At 66.6% G+C, this 21125-nt stretch carries 22 protein-coding genes and 1 tRNA gene; 11 read left to right on the top strand and 12 right to left on the bottom strand.

The features are described 5' to 3' along the window. The 5 genes from GSQ95_RS27135 to GSQ95_RS10060 form a co-directional block, all read right to left on the bottom strand. A partial coding sequence (locus tag GSQ95_RS27135) for a M48 family metalloprotease (protein WP_372241639.1) occupies nucleotides 1-273 on the bottom strand: 273 nt, incomplete at its 3' end. A 6-nt stretch (nucleotides 274-279) separates the two neighbouring features. Further along, a complete protein-coding gene (locus GSQ95_RS10075) occupies nucleotides 280-888 on the bottom strand; it encodes a hypothetical protein (RefSeq protein WP_158896084.1) in 609 nt (202 codons plus the stop codon). A gap of 315 nt (nucleotides 889-1203) precedes the next feature. Continuing rightward, nucleotides 1204-3843, bottom strand: a complete 2640-nt coding sequence (gene pepN, locus GSQ95_RS10070; RefSeq protein ID WP_158896086.1) for an aminopeptidase N — start codon at nucleotides 3841-3843, stop codon at nucleotides 1204-1206. Nucleotides 3844-3854: 11 nt separating this feature from the next. Further along, nucleotides 3855-4697 (bottom strand): DUF2797 domain-containing protein, encoded by an 843-nt coding sequence (locus GSQ95_RS10065; protein ID WP_158896152.1) that lies wholly within the window; start codon nucleotides 4695-4697, stop codon nucleotides 3855-3857. 272 nt (nucleotides 4698-4969) lie between these two features. Next, nucleotides 4970-5233, bottom strand: a complete 264-nt coding sequence (locus GSQ95_RS10060; protein WP_007162881.1) for a YeaC family protein — start codon at nucleotides 5231-5233, stop codon at nucleotides 4970-4972. 335 nt (nucleotides 5234-5568) lie between these two features. On the opposite strand from GSQ95_RS10060, the gene pdeM reads away from it, so the two are divergent. Next, the gene (gene pdeM, locus GSQ95_RS10055; RefSeq protein ID WP_158896088.1) at nucleotides 5569-6228 is read left to right on the top strand and encodes a ligase-associated DNA damage response endonuclease PdeM; all 660 of its coding nucleotides are present in this window, start codon (nucleotides 5569-5571) and stop codon (nucleotides 6226-6228) included. A gap of 161 nt (nucleotides 6229-6389) precedes the next feature. Here pdeM and GSQ95_RS10050 read toward each other — a convergent pair whose 3' ends face one another. After that, complete coding sequence (locus GSQ95_RS10050; protein WP_027602825.1) at nucleotides 6390-6614, bottom strand: hypothetical protein; 225 nt, start codon at nucleotides 6612-6614, stop codon at nucleotides 6390-6392. 67 nt (nucleotides 6615-6681) lie between these two features. Next, nucleotides 6682-7563: a polyprenyl synthetase family protein gene (locus tag GSQ95_RS10045; protein WP_158896090.1), complete on the bottom strand. Its 882-nt coding sequence runs from the start codon at nucleotides 7561-7563 to the stop codon at nucleotides 6682-6684. 135 nt (nucleotides 7564-7698) lie between these two features. On the opposite strand from GSQ95_RS10045, the gene fni reads away from it, so the two are divergent. The 6 genes from fni to GSQ95_RS10015 all read left to right on the top strand — a co-directional run bounded on the left by fni (nucleotide 7699) and on the right by GSQ95_RS10015 (nucleotide 14336). Beyond that, nucleotides 7699-8748: a type 2 isopentenyl-diphosphate Delta-isomerase gene (fni, locus tag GSQ95_RS10040; RefSeq protein ID WP_158896092.1), complete on the top strand. Its 1050-nt coding sequence runs from the start codon at nucleotides 7699-7701 to the stop codon at nucleotides 8746-8748. A gap of 26 nt (nucleotides 8749-8774) precedes the next feature. Continuing rightward, complete coding sequence (locus GSQ95_RS10035) at nucleotides 8775-10043, top strand: glycosyltransferase (protein WP_256664541.1); 1269 nt, start codon at nucleotides 8775-8777, stop codon at nucleotides 10041-10043. After that, complete coding sequence (gene crtY / locus GSQ95_RS10030; RefSeq protein WP_158896096.1) at nucleotides 10006-11199, top strand: lycopene beta-cyclase CrtY; 1194 nt, start codon at nucleotides 10006-10008, stop codon at nucleotides 11197-11199. Before GSQ95_RS10035 ends, crtY begins: the two co-directional genes overlap by 38 nt. After that, the gene (locus GSQ95_RS10025) at nucleotides 11196-12692 is read left to right on the top strand and encodes a phytoene desaturase (protein WP_158896098.1); all 1497 of its coding nucleotides are present in this window, start codon (nucleotides 11196-11198) and stop codon (nucleotides 12690-12692) included. Before crtY ends, GSQ95_RS10025 begins: the two co-directional genes overlap by 4 nt. A gap of 2 nt (nucleotides 12693-12694) precedes the next feature. Beyond that, a complete protein-coding gene (locus tag GSQ95_RS10020) occupies nucleotides 12695-13630 on the top strand; it encodes a phytoene/squalene synthase family protein (protein ID WP_158896100.1) in 936 nt (311 codons plus the stop codon). 172 nt (nucleotides 13631-13802) lie between these two features. Further along, nucleotides 13803-14336, top strand: coding sequence for a gluconate 2-dehydrogenase subunit 3 family protein (locus tag GSQ95_RS10015; RefSeq protein WP_158896102.1), 534 nt, complete (start codon nucleotides 13803-13805; stop codon nucleotides 14334-14336). Between the two features lie 39 nt (nucleotides 14337-14375). Here GSQ95_RS10015 and GSQ95_RS10010 read toward each other — a convergent pair whose 3' ends face one another. The 5 genes from GSQ95_RS10010 to GSQ95_RS09990 form a co-directional block, all read right to left on the bottom strand. Beyond that, nucleotides 14376-14903 (bottom strand): sterol desaturase family protein, encoded by a 528-nt coding sequence (locus GSQ95_RS10010; protein ID WP_158896104.1) that lies wholly within the window; start codon nucleotides 14901-14903, stop codon nucleotides 14376-14378. A 22-nt stretch (nucleotides 14904-14925) separates the two neighbouring features. Then, the gene (gene yegS / locus GSQ95_RS10005) at nucleotides 14926-15870 is read right to left on the bottom strand and encodes a lipid kinase YegS (protein ID WP_158896106.1); all 945 of its coding nucleotides are present in this window, start codon (nucleotides 15868-15870) and stop codon (nucleotides 14926-14928) included. 126 nt (nucleotides 15871-15996) lie between these two features. Beyond that, a complete protein-coding gene (gene glp / locus GSQ95_RS10000) occupies nucleotides 15997-17193 on the bottom strand; it encodes a gephyrin-like molybdotransferase Glp (protein WP_158896108.1) in 1197 nt (398 codons plus the stop codon). Then, entirely contained in the window at nucleotides 17190-17729 is a 540-nt protein-coding gene (moaB, locus tag GSQ95_RS09995) for a molybdenum cofactor biosynthesis protein B (protein WP_158896110.1), read from the bottom strand. The genes glp and moaB overlap by 4 nt, the downstream gene beginning before the upstream one ends. A 233-nt stretch (nucleotides 17730-17962) precedes the next feature. Next, nucleotides 17963-18454 (bottom strand): hypothetical protein, encoded by a 492-nt coding sequence (locus tag GSQ95_RS09990; protein ID WP_158896112.1) that lies wholly within the window; start codon nucleotides 18452-18454, stop codon nucleotides 17963-17965. Nucleotides 18455-18658: 204 nt separating this feature from the next. On the opposite strand from GSQ95_RS09990, the gene mobA reads away from it, so the two are divergent. The 4 genes from mobA (at nucleotide 18659) to GSQ95_RS09970 (ending at nucleotide 21121) form a co-directional block, all read left to right on the top strand. After that, nucleotides 18659-19234: a molybdenum cofactor guanylyltransferase MobA gene (gene mobA, locus GSQ95_RS09985; protein ID WP_158896114.1), complete on the top strand. Its 576-nt coding sequence runs from the start codon at nucleotides 18659-18661 to the stop codon at nucleotides 19232-19234. A 109-nt stretch (nucleotides 19235-19343) separates the two neighbouring features. After that, nucleotides 19344-19565, top strand: coding sequence for a YgdI/YgdR family lipoprotein (locus GSQ95_RS09980; protein WP_059314378.1), 222 nt, complete (start codon nucleotides 19344-19346; stop codon nucleotides 19563-19565). A gap of 76 nt (nucleotides 19566-19641) precedes the next feature. Beyond that, a tRNA-Pro gene (locus GSQ95_RS09975) sits at nucleotides 19642-19718 on the top strand. Between the two features lie 167 nt (nucleotides 19719-19885). After that, nucleotides 19886-21121, top strand: coding sequence for a tyrosine-type recombinase/integrase (locus GSQ95_RS09970; protein WP_158896116.1), 1236 nt, complete (start codon nucleotides 19886-19888; stop codon nucleotides 21119-21121). Nucleotides 21122-21125 lie beyond the last annotated feature (4 nt).

Here is a 21125-nt window from a genome sequence, read left to right as displayed (position 1 = left end):
GGGGGGGGGGTGGGTGGCGAACCAGGAGGCGCCCGAATCGCCCAGCACCATGTGGGCGACGCTGCGCGCCCGGCGGTGATAGAGCCGCCCCTGCAGCGGATGGGCGGCGATCTTCTTCAGGGCATTGGCCAGCCCCTGGGGCTGGCGGGTGAACTGCACGGCGGAGGCATCCGCCAGGCGCTCGCGCGAGCGCGCCGCCGCGGCCTGGAGCAGATTGGCGAAAACAGTCCGCAGCTGCCGATCACTAGCAGCAGGGTGCCCAGCGCCGCACACCACCGCTCAGGACGAGGAAGGCGCACCCGTGTCGGTAGGATGCCGGGGCGCGGAGTCCGCCTTGCGCCCGGGTTGTAGCTCGACCAGCAGGGCGTCACGCTCCTGGCGCAGCTGGGCAAGGCTGGTCTGGGTGCGGGTCAGCTCTTCCTGCAGGCGCTGCGCATGGGCCTCCGAAGCGCGCAGCTCGCGATTCTGCGCGCGCAGGCCGGTCACCACCTTGTGCGCCAGGGTCAGCCGCATGACCATGTTGTCCACCTTGAGCTCCAGGGCTTCGCGGTGCGACAGCAATTCCTCGACGTAGGGGTCGTCGCTCTTCTTCCACTCGGGATAGTTGGCGTCGTACACCTCTTCCGGACCCTCGTCGAAGAGGTCAACGTTACGATTCGCCGCCGGGGCGGGACTGGCGGGAAGTGGCGGCGGCGGGATGTCGGCAGGCGCGCTGTCGACCACCTCGGGAACGGCCGGCGCCGGCTCCTCGTTAGCGCCCTCGGCCTTGGAAGCCGCGTCGCTGGCGACATAGCGCTGCCACAGGAGAAACACCACCAGGGCGATCAGCAGGATATTGCACAGGGTTATCAGGACGAATCCCCAATCCATCAGCTGTGCATGACTCATCTGCCGCTCCGCTCTCTTCCGGTGATCAGGGTCTGGGTGCCGCTCGAAACACCCTGCCCAGCCTGTCGGCGGCGGCGCCTCGTTCTGCAGCTGATTTGAATACAGCTGCCAGCCTAAAGCATTTCTATCAGCCCAGCGGCGCCAGAGCGGAGACGAGTTGCCGGGCACGGGCATGCGCCGCCTGTTCGCAGGCTGAGCCAGAAGCCTTGGCTGCGGAGAAAAGCTGGACGAAAAAAAGCCTGACGCTGGGCGTCAGGCTTTGCAGAGACGGGCGAGGTCGGGCTTCGCAAGGCTCAACCCAACCTGTGGATGGCCCTACGCCAGGCTTTTGCTCACCACCTCGTAGACGTCGCTGGACAGCTCGCCGCTGGCCAGGATCCGCTCCAGCTCGGCACGCATCAGGGCCTGGCGCGCGGGACCGTACTTCTTCCAGCGGGTCAGGGGCGTGAGCAGGCGCGAAGCGATCTGCGGATTGAGGCGGTTGAGGGTGATGATCTGGTCCGCCAGGAAGCGATAGCCGCTGCCGTCCTCGGCGTGGAAATTGACCAGGTTGGCGTTGGCGAAGGCACCGATCAGCGCCCGTACCTTGTTGGGGTTCTTCAGGGTGAAGACCGGGTTCTGCATGAGTGCCTGGACGCGCGCCAGACCGCCCGGCAAGGGGCTGGAGGCCTGGACGCTGAGCCAGGTGTCCATCACCAGCGGATCGGCCTTGAATTCCTCGAAGAAGCGCGCCAGCACCTCGGCCTTTTCCTGCTCGAAGCCGGAATTGACCAGGGCGCTCAACGCAGCCAGGCGCTCGGTCATGTTGTCGGCGTGCTCGAATTGCTCCAGGGCGGCATCGCGCGCCTCCGGCTCTTCCAGCAGCATGAGGTAGCCCAGGGCGGCGTTCTGCAGGCTGCGGCGGGCGATGTGGTCGGCGCTGGCCTGGTAGGGCGTGGTGCGCGAGGCTTCACGGGCACTGCGATAACGCTGCCAGAGCACGTCGCGCAGGGACTCGGCGATGCCCCGCCGCGCCTGGCGCCGGGCACCATGGATGGCACCCGGATCGGCCTGCTCGGACAGCTCCACCAGATAGGCCTCGGACGGCAGCGACAGCATCTCGGTGACCATGGCCGGATCGAGGGACTCGTCGGCGGCCACCGTACGCAGGGCCTCCACCAGCCGGGTGTCCAGCGGCTCGCCAGCGATCATGCCCTGCAGCACCTGTACGGCCAGCTGCTGGCCGGCGTCCCAGCGATTGAAGCCGTCGCTGTCATGCTGCATGAGGAAGGTCAACTGCTCGCGACTGTAGGGGAAGCTGAGCTTGACCGGCGCGGAGAAGCCCCGCAGCAGCGACGGCAGCGGTTGCTCGGGTACGTCGACGAAGGTGAAGGTCTGCTCGGTCTGGGTGACCGACAGCACCCGGTCGCTGCCCTGGGCCGCGCTCTCGCCTTCCAGGCGCAGCGGCAGGTCGCGGCCCTGGCCGTCCAGCAGGCCGAGCTGGACCGGGATGACGAAGGGTTCCTTGGTCGGCTGACCCGGGGTGGGCGGGCAGCTCTGGCGGAAGGTCAGGCGATAGGTCCTGGCCGCCGCATCGTACTGCTCGCTGACCGCCAGGCGAGGGGTGCCGGACTGGCTGTACCAGCGCTTGAACTGGCTGAAGTCGGCGCCGTTGGCGTCTTCCAGGGCCTTGATGAAGTCGTCGCAGGTCACGGCCTGACCATCGTGGCGCTCGAAGTAGAGATCGGTGCCCTTGCGGAAGCCCTCCGGCCCCAGCAGGGTGTGCAGCATCCGCACCACCTCGGCGCCCTTCTCGTACACCGTCAGGGTGTAGAAGTTGGAGATCTCGATGAAGTGATCCGGGCGCACCGGGTGGGCCATGGGGCCGGCGTCCTCGGCGAACTGGTTGGTGCGCAGGAAGGCCACGTCCTCAATGCGCTTGACCGTGGGCGAATTCATGTCGGAGCTGAAGCCGGCGTCGCGGAACACGGTGAAGCCTTCCTTGAGCGACAGCTGGAACCAGTCGCGGCAGGTCACGCGATTGCCCGACCAGTTGTGGAAGTACTCGTGGGCGACGATGGCCTCGACGCGCTGGTGAGCGGCGTCGGTGGCGGTACGCGGACTGGCCAGCACGGCACTGGAGTTGAAGATGTTGAGCCCCTTGTTCTCCATGGCGCCCATGTTGAAGTCGTTCACCGCGACGATCATGAAGATGTCCAGATCGTATTCGCGGCCGTAGACCTCTTCGTCCCAGCGCATGGACTTCTTCAGGCTGTCCATGGCGTGCTGCAGCTTGCCGATGTTTTCCGGTTCGACGTAGATGCGTAGGGCCACGTCACGACCGCTGCCGGTGCGATAGCTGTCTTCCACGGACCGGAGGTCACCGGCCACCAGGGCGAACAGATAGGCCGGCTTGGGGAAGGGATCTTCCCAGGTGGCCCAGTGACGTCCGCCCTCGGCATCGCCGCTGGCCACGGGATTGCCGTTGGAGAGCAGGATCGGGTACTTGCCCTTGTCGGCCTCCACCGTGGTGGTGAAGACGCTCATCACGTCCGGTCGGTCCAGATAGTAGGTGATCTTGCGGAAGCCCTCGGCCTCGCACTGGGTGCAGAACATGGTGCCGGAGACGTACAGCCCTTCGAGGGCGGTATTGCTTTCCGGATGGATGCGCACCGAGGTCTTGAGCACGAAGGCCTCGCCCTGCGGCTGCAGGGTCAGGCTGCCCGCCTCGACCTGGTAGTCGCCAGCCGCCAGGGTCTGGTCGTCCAGCGCCACCGCCAGCAGCTCCAGCTCCTCGCCATGCAGCACCAGCGGCGGCAGGCCCGCGCCACGCGTCGGGTTGCGCTGCAGGCGCAGCTCGGCATGCACCAGGGTCTGGTCGTCATGCAGTTCGAAGCGGAGGCGGGTTTCCTCGATGAGGTACTCGGGCGCCTGATAGTCCTTCAGGTAGATGGTCTGGGGCTGGTCGGTGCGCATGGCTTACGTCCTTACATCTCTGCTGCGGAGGCGGACACGGCCAGCTGATAGGCCGTGTACTTGCGAATGTTGATCACGCCGGTGTCGAACATCAGGTATTGACCCTTGATGCCCAGCAGCGTGCCTTCCACCACGGGGGTCTTTTCCAGGTCGTGGCTGACCACCTTGGTGGGATAGACCGTCACCGGATAATGGATCTCGATGGGCGCCATGTCGACCACCGGCTGGATCGCCTGCAGGCCGAAGCGACCCTGGAGATCGTCCAGGCCCTGGGCGCAGGCATCGAAGATCCGCTCGCGCACCGCGGCCAGGTCTTCCGGCGCGGCCACACCCTTGAGCATGGCCCGCCAGTTGGTGCGATCGCCTACCTGGCTGCGCAGTACGTCTTCCACCAGCCCGGATTGCTGGCGGGTGGCGACCCTCAGGATCGGCAGCGCCTGGTAGGCGCCCTGGTCGATCCAGCGGGTGGGCAGCTGGGTGGCGCGGGTGATGCCGACCTTGAGGCCCGAGGAATTGGCCAGGTAGACGATGTGGGGCACCATGCAATGGGCCTCGCCCCACTCCGGCTGGCGGCAGGTGCCGTGCTCGTAGTGGCACTTCTCGGGGCTGACGATGCAGCTGTCGCACTGGGCCAAGGCGGTGAAGCAGGGATAGCAATAGCCCTGGCTGAAGCTCTTGCGGGTCTTGCGTCCGCAATGGGTGCAATGGATGGCGCCCAGGTATTCGAGCCGTACGCGACGGCCGATCAGCGGATTGACCGGCACCTCGCGCTCATCGAGGCGAAAGGCGTAGTTGACGGGGTCGGCCAGGGTCACGGCCATCTTGCGCAGGGCGCCACGGCCCAGTTCGGTCATCACGGTAGTACTTCTCGGTTTCTTGGAGCCCGCTCGACGTCTCGCGAGCTAGCGACAAACAAGGCCTAGGCGGCCCTACGAAAACGCCTGAGGAAGCGGACCGGACCCGCGCTCGGGTTTACGAATGGTAAATGAGCATTCCGACGGGGCTGGCCCTCCAGGGCCTTTTCAACGCCGTTTGGCCGACGCGCAGCAGACGGTGGGCGGACTCTGATAAAGACGCGAGGTGCCTCTTCTGGCGAAGGGCACCTCGTCGGGTAAGGCGCGGACGATCAGTGAATGGCGTCGGACTTGAACAGGATGTTCTCGATGGGTACCGACTTGGAGGCGCACTCCTGGGGCCCCATGTAGCCGGTCCGCTGGTCTTCGGGCAGGTGCTTGGCCTCGTAGGCGATGACCGCCTGCAGACAGAGCTCGACCTGGTCGCGACTGAGCTTGCGGCCGTCCGGCCACTTGCCGATCTCCACGGCCAGCTTCAGGCCCTCGTAGATATCGGGGGTGATGTTTTCCAGCATCTGGGCGAAGGATGTCGACATGGGTCGCTCCGGACTCTAGTGAACCGCCAGTTTACCGGGCTGCCGGCGACGGCGCACCTGGCCTGGCTCAATGGTGGTCATAGGTTGTGTTTGGCTCGAAGCCCAGAGTTGGCAATGCCGGATTGGGCTGTTGGGCTTCGCCGCGCTCAACCCAACCTACGCGGGTGCGTATCCCGTAGCGTGGAAACAACACGGCCTCGTTCTCCGAGTAATTCGACCTCACTTCAACCCTCTTCCGCAGAGATGGAGCGCTGGCCGAGCAGGCCTACCCTCCAATAGGGCTGAACCCTGGCACCTGGCCGCCATCAGAGCAGGAAGCGTTTTCCGGAGATCCCATGCCTGCCTACCACTCCCTCATCCTCGCCGGTGTCGAACTCTGGCTGCTCGCGGAAAAGGCCATCTACTGGCCGGCTCGCCGGGCCTTGCTGGTGGCGGACATCCATTTCGGCAAGGCGGCGGCCTTCCGGGCCCTGGGCCAACCGGTGCCCCACGGCACCACCGCGGGCAACATCGCCCGGCTGGACAGCCTGCTGGCGCGCTACGACTGCCAGGAGATCATCTTTCTCGGTGACTTCCTGCACGCCCCGGAATCCCGCGCGCCCCTGACCCTGGATACCCTGGAGCGCTGGCGGGAACACCAGGCCCATCTGCGGCTGCTGTTGATCCGCGGCAACCACGACCGCCGCGCGGGAGATCCGCCCGCCGCCCTGGGCATCGACGTGGTGGGCGAACCGCTGGAACTGGATGGACTGTCGCTACAGCACGAGCCCGATCCGCACCCGCGATTGCCGGTGCTGGCCGGGCATATCCATCCGGCCTTTCGCCTGCAGGGCCGTGGGCGCCAGGCGCTGCGTCTGCCCTGCTTCTGCCTGGAAAACGACGAGGTACTGATCCTGCCGGCCTTTGGCGATTTCACCGGCGGGCACCTGCTGGCGCCCGATCCGGCGCGGCGGATCTTCGTGGTGGGAGATGGCGGCATCTGGCCCCTGCGCTAGGCCTTGTCTGAAAGGGGCCTGCGCTCGGTCATACTGCATTAAAAATCAACTCGGAATGCTCATTTACCACTCGTAAACTCCGCTTCCTCGTTGATTTTTGTCTTGTCTGACCTTCGCTCGGCTACCCATCAAACAAGTCCTAGAGCCAGATACCCAGGAGATCAGCCTTCTTCGGTGATCCCGGTGATGGTGATGCCGTGGCGCTCCAGCAGGGCTACCGTGGGTTCGTCGTAATCCCGTGGCACTTCGCTGTCGTCGTACTCTTCCAGGGCATCGTCACGGACGATCTGGGCGACCCGCTCCATATCCGGCTTCTGGTCAGCGTCGGTGGTGACCACCGAGGTGTTGCCGTCAACGTTGCTGTAAGCAATTTTCCACTTCGACATCTCAGGACTCCTCACACGAAAACGGGGTTATCGAGAGATTAGAGGGCCGGATGCCCAGTAATTCGCCCTAACGCGGACGAAAGACGATATCCAGCAGTCCGGCCAGGGCGCCCTCGGCGCAATCGGCCTGGGCCAGAGCCTCGCGCGCCTGCCTGAGGTGACTTTGTAACTGGCGTTGAGCATGGTCGCGGCCGAGCAGGCTGACCAGCGTGGATTTGTCGCCATCCTTGCCGGCGTCCTTGCCCAGGCCCTTGCCGTCGTCCAGATCGTCGAGCAACTGGAAGGCCAGGCCGAGCTGGCAGGCGAACACCTGGAAGGCTTCGCGCTGCGTGGCGGTGGTGATCAGGGTGACACCGGCCATGCCCATGGCCGCGGAAAACAGCGCCCCGGTCTTGAGCTGGTTGGTCAGGGCGATGGCATCGGCCGGACGCGTCTGGCGACCGCCGTGCAGGTCATGGTACTGGCCGCAGACCAGACCGGCGGTGCCGACCGCATCGGCCAGTTGGCAGACCATCTGGGTACGGGTTTCCGCCGGTACGCCGGAGAGGCCCGCGACCAGGCGCAGGGCATGGCTGAGCAGGGCCACTGCGGCCAGCATGGCGACGTCTTCGCCGAATTCGACGTGCAGCGTCGGTCGACCGCGACGCAGCCGAGCATCGTCCATGCAGGGCATGTCATCGAGGAACAGCGAGGCGGCATGGACCATTTCCACGGCGCAGCCCAGATCGAGGACGGCTTCGTCGGACTGACCCAGGTCCTCGGCGGCCAGCACCATCAGCAGCGGACGCAGTCGCTTGCCCGGGGCCATGACCCCACTGCGGATGGCGGCGGCGACCGGATCGGTCCCGGCCGGCAATAGCTCTGCCAGACGCTCGTCGATACGGGTACGCTGCCATTGCAGCGAAGCGGCAAAATTGTCTGTCGCGTTCGGCACTAATACGGTCGCCATGAGTCGAGATACTCCATATGTGGAACCGACGAACGGTCGCACCTCGGTGGATTAGGTCTTCGCCAAGCGAACCCGTCGTCCCCTACCAGACCACAACGACCGACGAAAGGTCATTCAGGGCGGACTCTAGAAGACATGGTGGATTGGGAACTGGCAAGCCGCAAGAACGATCATCTGGACATCGTGCTGGATCCCCACAAGGCCCGTAGCGCCGTCACCACGGGATTTGACGCCTATCGCTTCACGCACTGCGCCCTGCCCGAGCTCAATCTCGACGAGATCGACCTGGGCACCCGCCTGTTCGGCCGTCCCCTGGCCGCGCCGCTGCTGATCAGCTCCATGACCGGCGGGCCAGAGCGGGCCGCGCTGATCAATCGCCATCTCGCCGAGGCGGCTCAGACCCTGGGTATCGCCCTGGCGGTCGGCTCCCAGCGCATCGCCCTGCAGCAGGGTGGCGATCAGGGCCTGACCGGCGAATTGCGCCGCCTGGCGCCGGACGTACCGCTGCTGGCCAACTTCGGCGCCGCACAGCTGGTGGCCGGCTACGGCCTCGACGAGGCGCGGCGCGCGGTGGAGATGATCGAGGCAGACGCCCTGATCGTGCATCTCAATCCCCTGCAGGAAGCCGTGCAGGCCGGTGGCGATCGCCGCTGGCGCGGCATTCTGGCAGCCCTGGAAAATCTGGTTACACAACTGTCCGTGCCAGTGGTCGTCAAGGAAGTAGGCGCCGGTCTGTCGGGCCGGGTCGCCAGGCAATTGCTGGAGGCTGGCGTGGCGGTGCTGGATGTCGCCGGAACCGGTGGCACCAGCTGGGCGGCGGTGGAAGCCGAACGCGCCCGTGACGAGCAGCAGCGCGCCATCGCCCGCGCCTTCACCGACTGGGGCATCCCCACCGCCGAGAGCCTGCGCCAGGTGCGCGCCGCCTGCCCCCAGGCGACAGTGATCGCCTCGGGCGGCATCCGCGACGGTATCGACGTGGCCAAGGCCATCCGCCTTGGTGCGGACCTGGCCGGCCAGGCCGCTGCGGCCCTGCCCGGCGCCACCGAATCCACCGAGGCGGTGATCGCGCATTTCCGGGTGGTGATCGAACAGCTGCGCATCGCCTGCTTCTGTACCGGCTCGGCGGATCTGGCCGGCTTGCGCCAGGCCGAGCTGCTGGACGCCGCGCCGCAGCGGTGCCCATAGTGGCAGACACCCGACCGGACGCCGCCATGCATGTCGCCCTGATCTCGCCGCCGCTGCCGAGCCACCTGTCCACCCATCTGGTGCTGGGCGAGGCGCTGGTCGCGCTCGGCCACCGGGTCACCCTGCTGCACCAGGTGGAAGTGGGCGAGCGGGCGCTGCCGGCAGGCATCCAGTTCCAGGCCCTGGGCGCGACCAGCCATCCACGTGGCAGCCTGGCGCCCCTGCTGGCGCGGACCGCCAGCAGCAAGCCCTGGTCGGTACTCGGCGTGATCGCCGACATGGCGCGCAATACCGAACTGTTCTGCCGCGAAGGCCCGGCCGCCTTGCGTGACCTCAGGGTCGACTACCTGATCGCCGACCAGATGGAACCGGCCGGTGGACTGCTCGGCGACCACCTGGGCCTGCCCTATGCATCGCTGGCCTGCGCCGTGCCGATGAATCGCGAGCCCCACCTGCCGCTGCCCACCCTGCCCTTCGCCTATCCCGGCACCGAGCGGGAGCGGCAGATCGTCCAGGGCGCCACCCAGGTGTTCGACCTGATGATGCGCGGCCAGGGCAAGGTCATCCAGCGCCAGGCCCAGGCCTTCGGCCTGGGGGAGCGACGGACCCTCGACGACTGCTTCTCGCCGTATCTGCAGCTGAGCCAGTGCCTGCCGGGCTTCGACTTTCCGCGTCATGCCCCGCCGCCGCACTTTCACGAGGTCGGACCGCTGCGTTCGCCGGCGGTGCGTGAGCAACGACTGGAGTTGGAGATCGATCCGCGCCAGCCCTTCGTCTTCGCCTCCTTCGGCACCCTGCAGGGTGGTCGGCTACCGCTGTTCCGGCGCATCGCCCAGGCCTGTCGCCAACTCGGCGTCCAGGTGCTGATCGCCCATTGCGGACGTCTGGATGCCGATGCCGAACGCCGTTTGCTGGACGACGGCGCCACCTGGGTCACCGACTTCGCGCCCCAGGAGGCGGCCATCGCCCGCGCCGACGCGGTCATCACCCACGGCGGCTTCAATACCGTGCTGGACGCCCTGGCGGCTGGCAAACCCATGCTCGCCCTGCCCATGGTGTTCGACCAGCCCGGCATCGCTCGCCGCCTGGAACGAGTCGGCGCCGGCATCTGCCTGGCACCGCGCCTGGCCAGCAAGGCCCGCCTGACCCAGGCCCTGGGCGCCGTGCTGGCCGACCCGGCCTATCGCCGGGCGGCCGAACGCTTCGTGCCCATTACCCAGGCGGCCGGCGGCGTCGCGGCTGCCGCCCGCCTGGTGGATGGCCTGGCCCGACGAGGACTCGAACGTGCGTCCTGACCTGCTGATCGTCGGCGGCGGCCTGGCCGGGGGCCTGCTCGCCCTGCGCCTGGCGGAAACCCGTCCGGAGCTGGACTGGCGCCTGGTGGAAGCCGGTCCGCGGCTGGGCGGCAACCACACCTGGTCCTTTCACGAGCCGGACCTCACCGCGCCGCAGCATGCCTGGATCGAGCCCCTGGTCGCCCATCGCTGGCCGGGCTACGAGGTGCGTTTCCCCACGCGCCAGCGGCACCTCGGCAGCGGCTATGCCAGCATCAGCGCCGAGCGCTTCCATGAGGTATTGAGCGCCCGGCTGCCAGCCGAGCGCCTGCTGCTGGGCCGCGAGGTGCTGCGCCTGCAGGACGATGGCGTGGTGTTCGCCGATGGCTACACCCTGGCCGCCGGCGCGGTGATCGATGCCCGCGGCCCGCGACCCGATCCGGCGCTCTGGCTGGGCTATCAGAAATTTCTCGGCCAGGAGGTGCGCCTGGTTCGCCCCCATGGCCTGGCCGAACCCATCGTGATGGACGCCACCGTCGATCAGCTGGACGGCTATCGCTTCGTCTACAGCCTGCCACTGGCACCCGACCGGCTGCTGATCGAAGACACCTACTATGCGGACGGCGAAAGCCTCCCGGCTGAACGCCTGCGCCAGCACCTGGCCGACTATGCCCGGCAGCAGGGCTGGGAAATCGCCGAGGTGCTGCGCGAAGAACAGGGCGTGCTGCCCATCACCCTGGGCGGCGATCTCGACCGCTACTGGGACAACGTCAGCGCCGGTGCGCCCATTGGCCTGGCCGCGGGGCTGTTCCACCCCACCACCGGTTACTCGCTGCCGGAGGCGGTGCGCCTGGCGGAGCATCTGGCCGCGCAGCCCTTCAACTCCAGCGCCGTGCTGCGCGACAGCCTGCGGCAATACGCCCAGGGGCGCTGGCAGCAACAGGGCTTTTTCCGCCTGCTCAATCGCATGCTGTTTCTCGCTGGCCGTCCCGAGCACCGGGTGCGCGTCATGCAAAGGTTCTATGGCCTCGGCGAACCGCTGATCCAGCGTTTCTACGCCGGCCGCCTCACCGCCTTCGATCGGCTGCGCATCCTCTCCGGCAAGCCGCCGGTGCCGCTGAAACCGGCCCTGGATGCCGCACTGGCTCGTCCCCCTCAGTTCAAGGAAGCACCATGACCCAAGGTAACGCGCCCAAGCGGGCCATCGTCATCGGCGCCGGCTTCGGCGGCATCGCCCTGGCGATCCGCCTGCAGTCGGCCGGCATCGCCACCACCCTCATCGAGGGCCGCGACAAGCCCGGCGGCCGTGCCTACGTCTATGAGGAGGCGGGCTTCACCTTCGATGCCGGCCCCACCGTCCTCACCGATCCCTCGGCACTGGAAGAGCTGTTCGCCCTGAGCGGCCGGCAGATGAGCGACTATGTGGAGCTCTTGCCGGTCAGCCCCTTCTACCAGCTGTGCTGGGAAGACGGCACCCGTTTCGACTACGTCAACGACCAGGCCCGGCTGGACGAACAGATCCGCGCCCTGGAGCCGGACGACGTGGCCGGCTACCAGCGCTTCCTGGCCTATTCCCAGGCGGTGTTCGAAGAAGGCTACATCCGCCTCGGCGCCAAGCCCTTCCTCAAGGTCGGCGACATGCTCGCCGCGGGTCCCAAGCTGGCCAAGCTCACGGCCTGGCGCAGCGTCTACACCCAGGTGTCGCGCTTCGTGAAGAGCGAGAAGCTGCGCCAGACGCTGTCCTTCCACACCCTGCTGGTGGGCGGCAATCCCTTCGCCACCTCCTCGATCTATGCGCTGATCCATGCGCTGGAACGCAAGTGGGGCGTCTGGTTCGCCAAGGGCGGTACCCATCAGCTGGTTCTGGGTCTGCTGAAGCTCTTTACCGACCTCGGCGGCGAAGTGCGCCTGAACACCCCGGTGGAGCGCATCCTCACCGAAGGCAATAGAGCCACCGGCGTCTGCCTGGCCGATGGCAGCCAGCTCGAGGCCGACCTGGTAGCCTCCAACGCCGACGTGGTGCATACCTATCGCAAGCTACTCGGTCACCACACCCATGGCGTGGTCGAGAGCAACCGCCTCAAGCGCAAGCGACACAGCATGTCGCTGTTCGTCATCCACTTCGGCCTGAGCCAGCCGCCGGTGGGCCTCGAACACCACATGGTCTGCTTCGGCCAGCGCTATCGCGGCCTGATCGACGAACTGTTCAAGGGCCCGGGCGTACCGGACGACTTCTCGCTCTACCTGCACTCGCCCTGCGTCACCGATCCGTCGCTGGCACCGCCCGGGCACAGCTCCCACTACGTGCTGGCGCCGGTACCGCACCTGGGCAATGCCGACGTCGACTGGAGCGTGGAGGGTCCGCGCCTGCGCGACAAGATCCTCGCCTACCTGGAAGAGCGCTACATGCCCGGCCTGCGCGAGCACCTGGTCACCTCGCGCATCTTCACCCCGGCCGATTTCCGCCAGGAGCTCAATGCCCACCTTGGCTCGGCCTTCTCCCTGGAGCCCATCCTCACCCAGAGCGCCTGGTTCCGGCCGCACAATCGCGATAGTGTCATCCCCAACCTCTACCTGGTCGGCGCGGGCACCCATCCCGGGGCCGGCGTTCCGGGCGTGGTCGGCTCGGCCAAGGCCACCGCCAGCGTCATCCTCGAGGAGCACGGTTAGCCATGCCAGCCACCCATGACGTCGTCGACCACGCCGAGCAGAGCATCGCCGTCGGTTCCAAGAGTTTTGCCGCGGCCGCCAAGCTGTTCGCCCCCGAGACCCGCGAGAGCGCCGTGCTGCTCTATGCCTGGTGCCGCCATTGCGACGACGTCATCGATGGCCAGGAACTGGGCCATGGCCAGGTCGACGGCGATCGCCGCGCCGGGCGCGAACGCCTGGCCGAACTGGAACGCCTGACCCGCGCCGCCTACGGCGATGAGCCGCTGCAGGATCCGGCCTTCGCCGCCTTCCAGCGGGTGGTCAGGCGCCATGGCATTCCCCTGGCGCTGCCGCTGGATCACCTCGCCGGCTTTCGCATGGATGTCGAGGAACGCATCTATGTGGAACTGGAAGACACCTTGGAATACTGCTACCACGTCGCCGGAGTGGTCGGGGTGATGATGGCGCGCATCATGGGCGCCGAAGACGAGGAAACCCTGGATCGCGCCTGCGACCTGGGCATGGCCTTCCAGCTCACCAACATCGCTCGCGACATCGTCGAGGACGCCCGTATCGGGCGCATCTACCTGCCACGGCTGTGGCTCGACGAAGTCGGCGTGCCAGCGGGCGAACTGGCGGAGCCGCGCCATCGCGAAGCGGTCGCCCAGCTGGCCGAGCGCCTGGTACGCCTGGCCGAGCCCTACTATGACTCGGCACGCCAGGGCATCGCCGCCCTGCCCCTGCGCTCGGCCTGGGCCATCGCCACCGCCCGCGGCGTCTACCGCGAGATCGGCGTCCAGGTGCTGCACCTGGGCAGCCATGCCTGGGACCAGCGCGTGAGCACCAGCACCGCCGACAAGCTGCGCCTGGTCTGCCGCGGCGCCGCGCGCGCCATGCTCTCCCGTCACCAGCGCGACGAGCCACGCCCGACCGACCTCTGGACCCGGCCGCGGCGCTGACGCCAGTGATCGCGCCCCGGTCACATTTGCGTGCATCTTGGGGATGCCCAACAGCAAACTTTTATGCGATAAACGGGTCGGATTAAAGCGACCCCTCACGGGCCGCGGATGGATGGATGCCTGAGCCAGAGCGCTGCATCCGGTAGTCAGCCTACGAGTATGGGATTTGCACATGCACAAGACGGAAACGGCTGTTTCACAAGATCGCTTCGCTGCCTCCTCGTCACTACTTGCCCTTGGCCTTTCCGCTAACGCGCAGTCCGGTTACAAGCCCGAATCCTTCAACGCCACCCAGTGGCGCACCCTGGTCGCCCTCTGCGCGCACCTGCAGGCCGATAGCGAACAGGCCGATACCCGCCTGCCCGAATTCATCGATCGCCACATGCTGACCCCCTACGCCCACGGCGACCGCTCCAACATCGTCGATCCCTTCGACGAGCAGGCCCAGGTCCAGCAGGGTGCCAATCTGCGCGATCTGCTGCGTGACGGTCTGGCCGTGGTGAACAGCTACTGCACCGAGCGGCTGGGCGCCGGTTTCGCCGAACTGGCAGCTGGTGAACAGGCCCAGGTGGTGACCGCCGCCGAAGCGGGCACCCTTAACCCGCCGGCCAAGGAATTCATCGATCTGCTGCGCAACGAGAGCGAACGCAGCCAGTACGCTCACTCACTGTTCGCCGCCTACGACGACACCCCCGCTGTCGCCTGACCCCGCCTAGCGCCTCCTTGGAGGCGCTTCCGCTCCTGCCTAGTCCACTTCTTCCTGCGCCTGATCCCGGGCCTTGCGTTCGCGTGAGGAATCCAGGGCGCCGCCGTGTATCTCGCGCAACTGCTGCTTGAGCTGCTGGGTGGTCGGTGCCAACAGGAACCCGAAGGACACGCAGCCGTCCTTGCCGTCCACCGCATGGTGCATGCGATGCGCCTGATAGAGCCGTTTCAGATAGCCGGTGCGCGGGATGTAGCGGAAGGGCCAGCGCTGATGCACCAGGCCATCGTGGGCGATGAAGTACAGCAGGCCGTAGAGGGTCATGCCGGCCCCTATCCACTGCAGGCGCCAGTAGCCGGCATTACCCAGGGCGATCAACAGGATGGCCAGGCCGGCGAAGACGACCGCATAGAGATCGTTCTTCTCGAACCAGCCCGTCCGTGCGCGGTGGTGGGACTCATGCCAGCCCCATCCCCAGCCGTGCATGATGTACTTGTGCGACCACCAGGCGAAGGCTTCCATGCCCGCCACGGTGGCCAGCACGATGCCCGCATTTATCAGTAGCTCCAATGTAACCTCCGCAGGCCCCCTCTCAGGACGTCGCCGCAGGTTCGGCCAGGGAGCCGGCGGTCGCGCCCAGCAGGGGCGAGTCCACCGGTAGACAGACCTGCAGGATACCCGGACGTACCTCGAATCTCACCCGGTCTCGCTTGACCGGTTCACCGTCGAGGTTCATGTCCAGACCTTCGGCGGCTTCCAGCTCCACCCAGGGCAGCCGCGCGCGGATAAACATCTCTTCGGTGCTGAAGCCCTTGCTGAGGAATTCGCCCAGGGTGCCCAGCACGTCCTGGGACGCTGGCAGGATGCCCACGTCGAGCAGGCCATCGTTGACCACGGCGGTGGGACAGAGCACGTGGCCACCGCCGGCCTGGCGACCGTTGCCGATGCCCAGGGCAAGGAATTCACCCTCCCACTCGAAGCCGGGACCGCGGAAGCGGCCATGGGCCGAGTGCACCTCGGCAAAGCGGGTCAGGCCGGTGAGGAAGTAGGCCGCGCCACCCAGCAGGCGCTTGAGTTCGCCGGGGGTATTGGCCGTGACCTGGGAGCCGAAGCCGCCGGTGGCCATGTTGAGAAACAGCTGGCCTTCAGCTTCGACCAGATCGATGGCACTGGTCGGGCCATCCAGCAGCGCCAGGGCCGCCGCAGGATCCACCGGCACACCCGCCGCCCGGGCGAAGTCGTTGGCGGTGCCCAGCGGCAGCAGGCCGAGGCGTGCCTGGCTGTGATTCTGCGCCATGGCTTCGGCCACGGCGCGCAGGGTACCGTCGCCACCGGCCGCTACCAGGGTGCCATAGCCTTCGCGGGTCGCCTGCTCGACGAAGCGCGCGGCATCGTCTTCTTCCCAGGTCACCCGTACATCGATGCGATGACCGGCGGCACGCCGTTCGAGAATGGCCTCCCGCACGTCCTCGTTACCGGTTTCCTTGCCATTGAGAATGACCAGGGCTGCGTCAGCCAGGGTGCCTGTCGTCGTCATGTCTGTCGTCCAAGGTTGGCGCTGCGCGGCGAGATGCCGCGTCAGGTACCGGGCAGCGCCCGGCGAGCGAATCTGGAGACTAGGACTGTGGCCCAACGGCCACGTTCAGTCCTGACCGCCGGTTGGCTAGGCCTTGAGCAATTCGGCCAACGGGATGAAGCGCACCGGATCACCGACGGCGAAGGTACGATCCTCACGGATCTCCACCAGGCCATGGGCCCAGGCCGCCGTCTGCAGCACATTGGAGCCCTGGTTGCGGTGGGGTACCGCCCGGCCATCTTCCAGCCGCGCCCGCTGGTATTCGCGGCGCGCACCGGCACGCGGCCAGTCGAACCCCGCCGGCACTTCGACGCTCAGCGGTGCCACGTCGATCTTGCCGGCCCGGCGCAGCAGATAGGGCCGTGCCAGCAGGCCGAAGGTCACCAGGGTGGATGCCGGATTGCCGGGCAGGCCGATCAGCGGGATACCACGAAAGCGTCCACAGGTGAGTGGCTTGCCCGGCTTGAGCGCCAGCTTCCACAGGGTCAGCTCGCCTTCTTCGCGCAGGGCCTGGCCCAGATAGTCGGCCTCACCCACGGAGACACCGCCCGTGGAAAGGATCAGATCGGCCTGCAGCGCGCCCAGCCGCCTGCGGGTCTCGGCGAGATCGTCCGGCAGGATGCCCTGGTCCGACACCTCGCAACCCAGCCGCCGCAGCCAGCTGATGAGCAGGGCGCGATTGCTGTTGTAGATCTGCCCCGGACCGAGCGGCTGTCCGGGCGCCACGAGTTCATCGCCGGTGGACAGCACCGCGACCTTGAGGCGGCGAAAGACGTTCAGCTGGGCACGCCCGAGGGACGCGGCGACCCCCAGCTCCGCCGGACCCAGAGCAGTACCGGCCGACAGCACCTCGTCACCCACCCGGACTTCGTTGCCGCGGCGACGGATGTTGCGCCCCGGCCGCAGCTGCTCGACGAAGCGCACCCGACCCTCGTCCAGCACCTCGGTGTTCTCCTGCATCTCCACGCAGTCGGCACCCGCCGGGACGGGCGCGCCGGTGAAGATGCGCGCGCAGGTGCCCGGCTCCAGGGGCGCCGGTGCCTGGCCGGCGAAGATGCGCTGGGAGACCCGCAGCGGCTCGCCCTGCCAGTCGTCCAGGCGTAGGGCATAGCCGTCCATGGCACTGTTGTCCCACGGCGGGAGATCCAGGTCGGCCACCAGGGGCGCGGCCAGGATGCGCCCGTCGGCGTTTTCCAACGCCACCTGCTCATGGGGCAAGGGACCGTCTTCGGCCGCCAGGGCCAGCAGCCGGGCCAGGGCCTCTTCCAGCGCCAGCAGGCTCATCCGCGCGGCCCGCAGGGCTCGGCCTGCTTGAGATGCGACACGAAGTTGCAGGGGCGATGACGGTTGTCCAGCTGTTCGGCGAGGATGCCGTCCCAGGCGGTACGGCAGGCGTTGGTCGAACCCGGCAGGCAGCAGACCAGGGTGCCATTAGCGAGGCCGGCCAGCGCCCGGGACTGCACGGTGGAGGTGCCGATGTCGGCCACGGAGATCTGGCGGAACAGCTCGCCGAAGCCATCCACCTGCTTGTCCAGCAGGCAGGCGACGGCCTCCGGGGTGCTGTCGCGCCCGGTGAAGCCGGTGCCCCCGGTGATCAGCACCACCTGCACCTGGTCTTCGGCGATCCAGTGGGCGACCTGGGCGCGGATCTTGTAGAGGTCATCCTTGAGCAGCACGCGGTCGGCGAGGAAATGGCCGGCAGCCTCCAGGCGGTCGACGAACAGCTGACCCGAGGTATCGGTCTCGAAGGTGCGGGTGTCACTGACCGTCAGGACAGCGATGTTCAGCGGTACGAAAACCGCCTCGGCTTTGTGGCTCATCTGGTTGGATTTCCGAAGAGTGCGAAGGAAAGGGTGCAGCGGAAGACCGCTGGACGGGCAGCGGGTTTCCCGCATGGAGCGAGCATTGGACTGGCAGCGACCGGAAGGTGGCCGCTCCGACAGTGAGGGTCGCTGTCGACCCTGGTCGAGGTGAAGGTCCGAAAAGGCTGCATCGTCACAGCCTAGAGGAAAAGCCGACGCCCCTTCAACCGAGCGGGCGCCGCTGTCCTGACCTAGCGCTGGCGTTGCTCGCCTTCGGCGTGAGTCTCCCACTTGATGGGACGCGGATCGGCGATGTCGTTGGCATCCTGACTGAAGCGACCGTATTGCGGGGCGATGTTCGGGTCCTCTTCCCAGGTCGCCTGCTGGGTGAAGGTGCCGGCCTTGCGATCGAACGTGAGGAAGTGCCGGGCCGTATTGCCGCCCCAGTCCGCGGAGGGCAGGGAGATGAAATCCACCTGGTACTGGTCGTCGGTCAGCTTGCCGTGCACCACGTAGACGCCATAGTGCTCTTCGCCGGGCGAGATGATCTTGTAGACGCCATTGCTGTAGTAGTAGAGGGTGGCGTCGGGATAGGGCTTCTTCTCGTAGAGCTTCTCGTAGAACAGCTTCTGCCGAACGGTCGGCTGGCCAAAGGTGACCTTGATCGCAGGGGGTTCACCACCGCCGGCGCCAAAGGCGGGCAAGGCGGCCAGGGCCAAGGCGGAAAGCAGCATCGTCTTCATCTTTTGCAAACTCCTTCTGGGCAGGGACTCCCCGCCACCGCGCGGCAGGGATCAAAGGTGTCTAGCACGCCCCTTTGCACGGGACGCGCTCGAGTCTAGCCCAGCCGTCCCGCCCCGATAAAGCCCGCTCTGGTCAGCCGCCAGCGGTGAAACCGGGCTAGGATGGATACCCGCTTCCGCGTCCGCAAGCCCAAGGCCTCCTGCATGCCACTGCTCCCCTCCTCCATCCTCATCCTGGCCGGCGGTCGCGGCCAGCGCATGGGCGGGCGCGACAAGGGCCTGGTGGAATGGCAGGGTCAGCCGCTGGTGGCCCAGGTGCAGGCCGCGGTGCGGGCACTGACCGATGACCTGGTCATCTCCTGCAACCGCAATGCGCCGCGTTATGCCCTGTGGGCCGACCAGCTGGTGGCCGATGAGCAACCGGACTTTCCCGGTCCTCTGGCCGGCATCCTCGCCGGACTCGCCGTGGCGCGGCATGACTGGGTGCTGCTGCTGCCCTGCGATGCGCCGCGAATCGATGCCGCTCTCGCCCTGCAGCTGCTCGCTGCGGCCCAGGCGAGCGCGGGCCCGGTGATGGCGCGTCAGGGTGGCTACTGGCAACCGCTGTTCAGCGCCCTGCCCCGGCGCCTGTTGCCCGCCTTGCGCCAGGCCTGGGCGGACGGCGAACGCAGTCCGCGTGGCGCCCTGCTGCCACTGGGCCTGACCGCCGTGGAGTTCGCCGAATACGATATCCGCCTGGCCAACTTCAACGATCCCGCGGCCTTGGAAAACAGGGTTTGAACCCGGCGAACCATTAGGCCAGAGGGCGTGACCCAGCGGTTCCGGGACGAACTCGGCCCCGCACCCGCGGTCCTAAGCCCGCTTGGTTGCCAAGAAAGGAGACCGTCACATGAACAAGCACCTGCTCCCCGCCGCCCTGCTGGTCGTCGCCAGCGCCCTGCTCGCCGGCTGCTCCACCCCCAGCGTCATCACCCTCAACGATGGCCGCGAGATCCAGGCCACCGACACGCCGAAGTACGATGACGACTCGGGTTTCTATACGTTCAAGCAGCTCGACGGCAAGCCGACCCGCATCAACAAGGACCAGGTTCGCACCATCAAGGAGCTCTGATTCCTGCCCGGCGCGATTTTTTTACCTAACCCCTTGTGCTTGCATGAGTTTTAGGTAGAATGCGCGCCATCCATTACGGAGCGTAGCGCAGCTTGGTAGCGCGTCTCGTTCGGGACGAGAAGGTCGCTGGTTCGAATCCAGTCGCTCCGACCATTGCCTTGTTTCTGGTAGTCCCAAGCAGTACCAGAAACCCCCTCAAAAGCCCGCCCAGTGCGGGCTTTGTTGTTTCTGGTGGTTCCATGTAGTCTCTGGTCATTCCAACCCACCGTGTATGCCAATGTGTATGCCTCGGGAAAATTCGAACCAAAGGCATACAAGGAATGAAACGCCAAGACATCAAGCGTCGCCCCCTTTCCGACACAACCCTCTCTGGCCTTGAGCCTGAAGCCGCCGTCTACCGCGAGCAGGATGGCAACGGCCTCTACTTCCGCGTCAAACCCAACGGCCAGAAAAGCTGGGAGCTTCGCTACAAGAAGCCGGACGGCAAATGGTCCTGGCTCGGCCTGGGCGCCTACCCTGCCGTGAGTGCCGCCGCCGCCCGCGCCAAGGCCGCCGAGTTGAAAGCCGAGGCAGCCACCGGCAAGAGCCCGATGCTGACTAAGCGCGAGCGCAAGGCCGCCGAGGCACTGGCCGCCACCAACACCTTCGAGAAGCTGGCGCGTGAGTGGTACGACGCACGCAAGCCACGCTGGGAGGACGGCACCGCCCGACGGATCATCGGCGCCCTCGAGTTGCACGTTTTCCCCGTCTTCGGCCCGCGCCCCTTCACTGAGATCATGCCCATCGAGTGGATGGAGTTCCTGCGGGGCATGGAGCGCAAAGGCATCATTGACCAGATGGGCAACGTGCGCCGCTTCTGCAAGGAGATCTACGACCTTGCCAGGGTCACCGGGCGGGCCACCCACAACCCTCTCGAAGGACTGCATAGGTTCCTGCAGACCAAGCCGGCCGAGAACTATGCCCACGTCTCCCAGGAAGAGCTGCCCGAGCTGCTGCGAGCAATGGGCGCCTATCCCCATGCGCATGACATCCGCCTCGGCCTGAAGCTGCTGATGCTGACGGGTGTGCGGCCGAGCGAGCTACGGGAAGCGCCATGGGCTGAGTTCGATCTCGAGGCGGCGATTTGGAACATCCCTGCGGCTCGCATGAAGAAGCGTCGCGATCACCTGGTTCCCCTGTCGCGCCAGGCGCTCGAGCTGCTGAAGGGAATACAGGAGCTGAATGGGCACTATCCCCTTCTCTTCCCAGGTCGCAACGACCGCAAGAAGCCTCGGAGCAACATGGCCTTCAACATGGCCCTCCGGCGCATGGGCTACGAGGGCAGGCAGACAGGCCACGGCTTCCGCCACATCGCATCGACGACTCTTCGAGAGCACGGTTTTCCTCGCGAGCATGTTGAGGCGCAACTCGCTCATGCCGAGCAGGGCGTTGCGGGCCTTTATAACAAGGCCATTTACCTCGATCAGCGGCGAGTGATGATGCAGTGGTATGCGGATCATTTGGACAAACTTGAAAAAGGCAACGTCGTTACGGTCGACTTTCAAGCCAAAGGATAATCTC

The sequence above is a fragment of the Pseudomonas sp. BAV 4579 genome, from assembly GCF_009765395.1.
GTDB lineage: Bacteria > Pseudomonadota > Gammaproteobacteria > Pseudomonadales > Pseudomonadaceae > Chryseomonas > Chryseomonas aestiva.
This window is presented reverse-complemented; position numbering and strand designations above follow the sequence as displayed.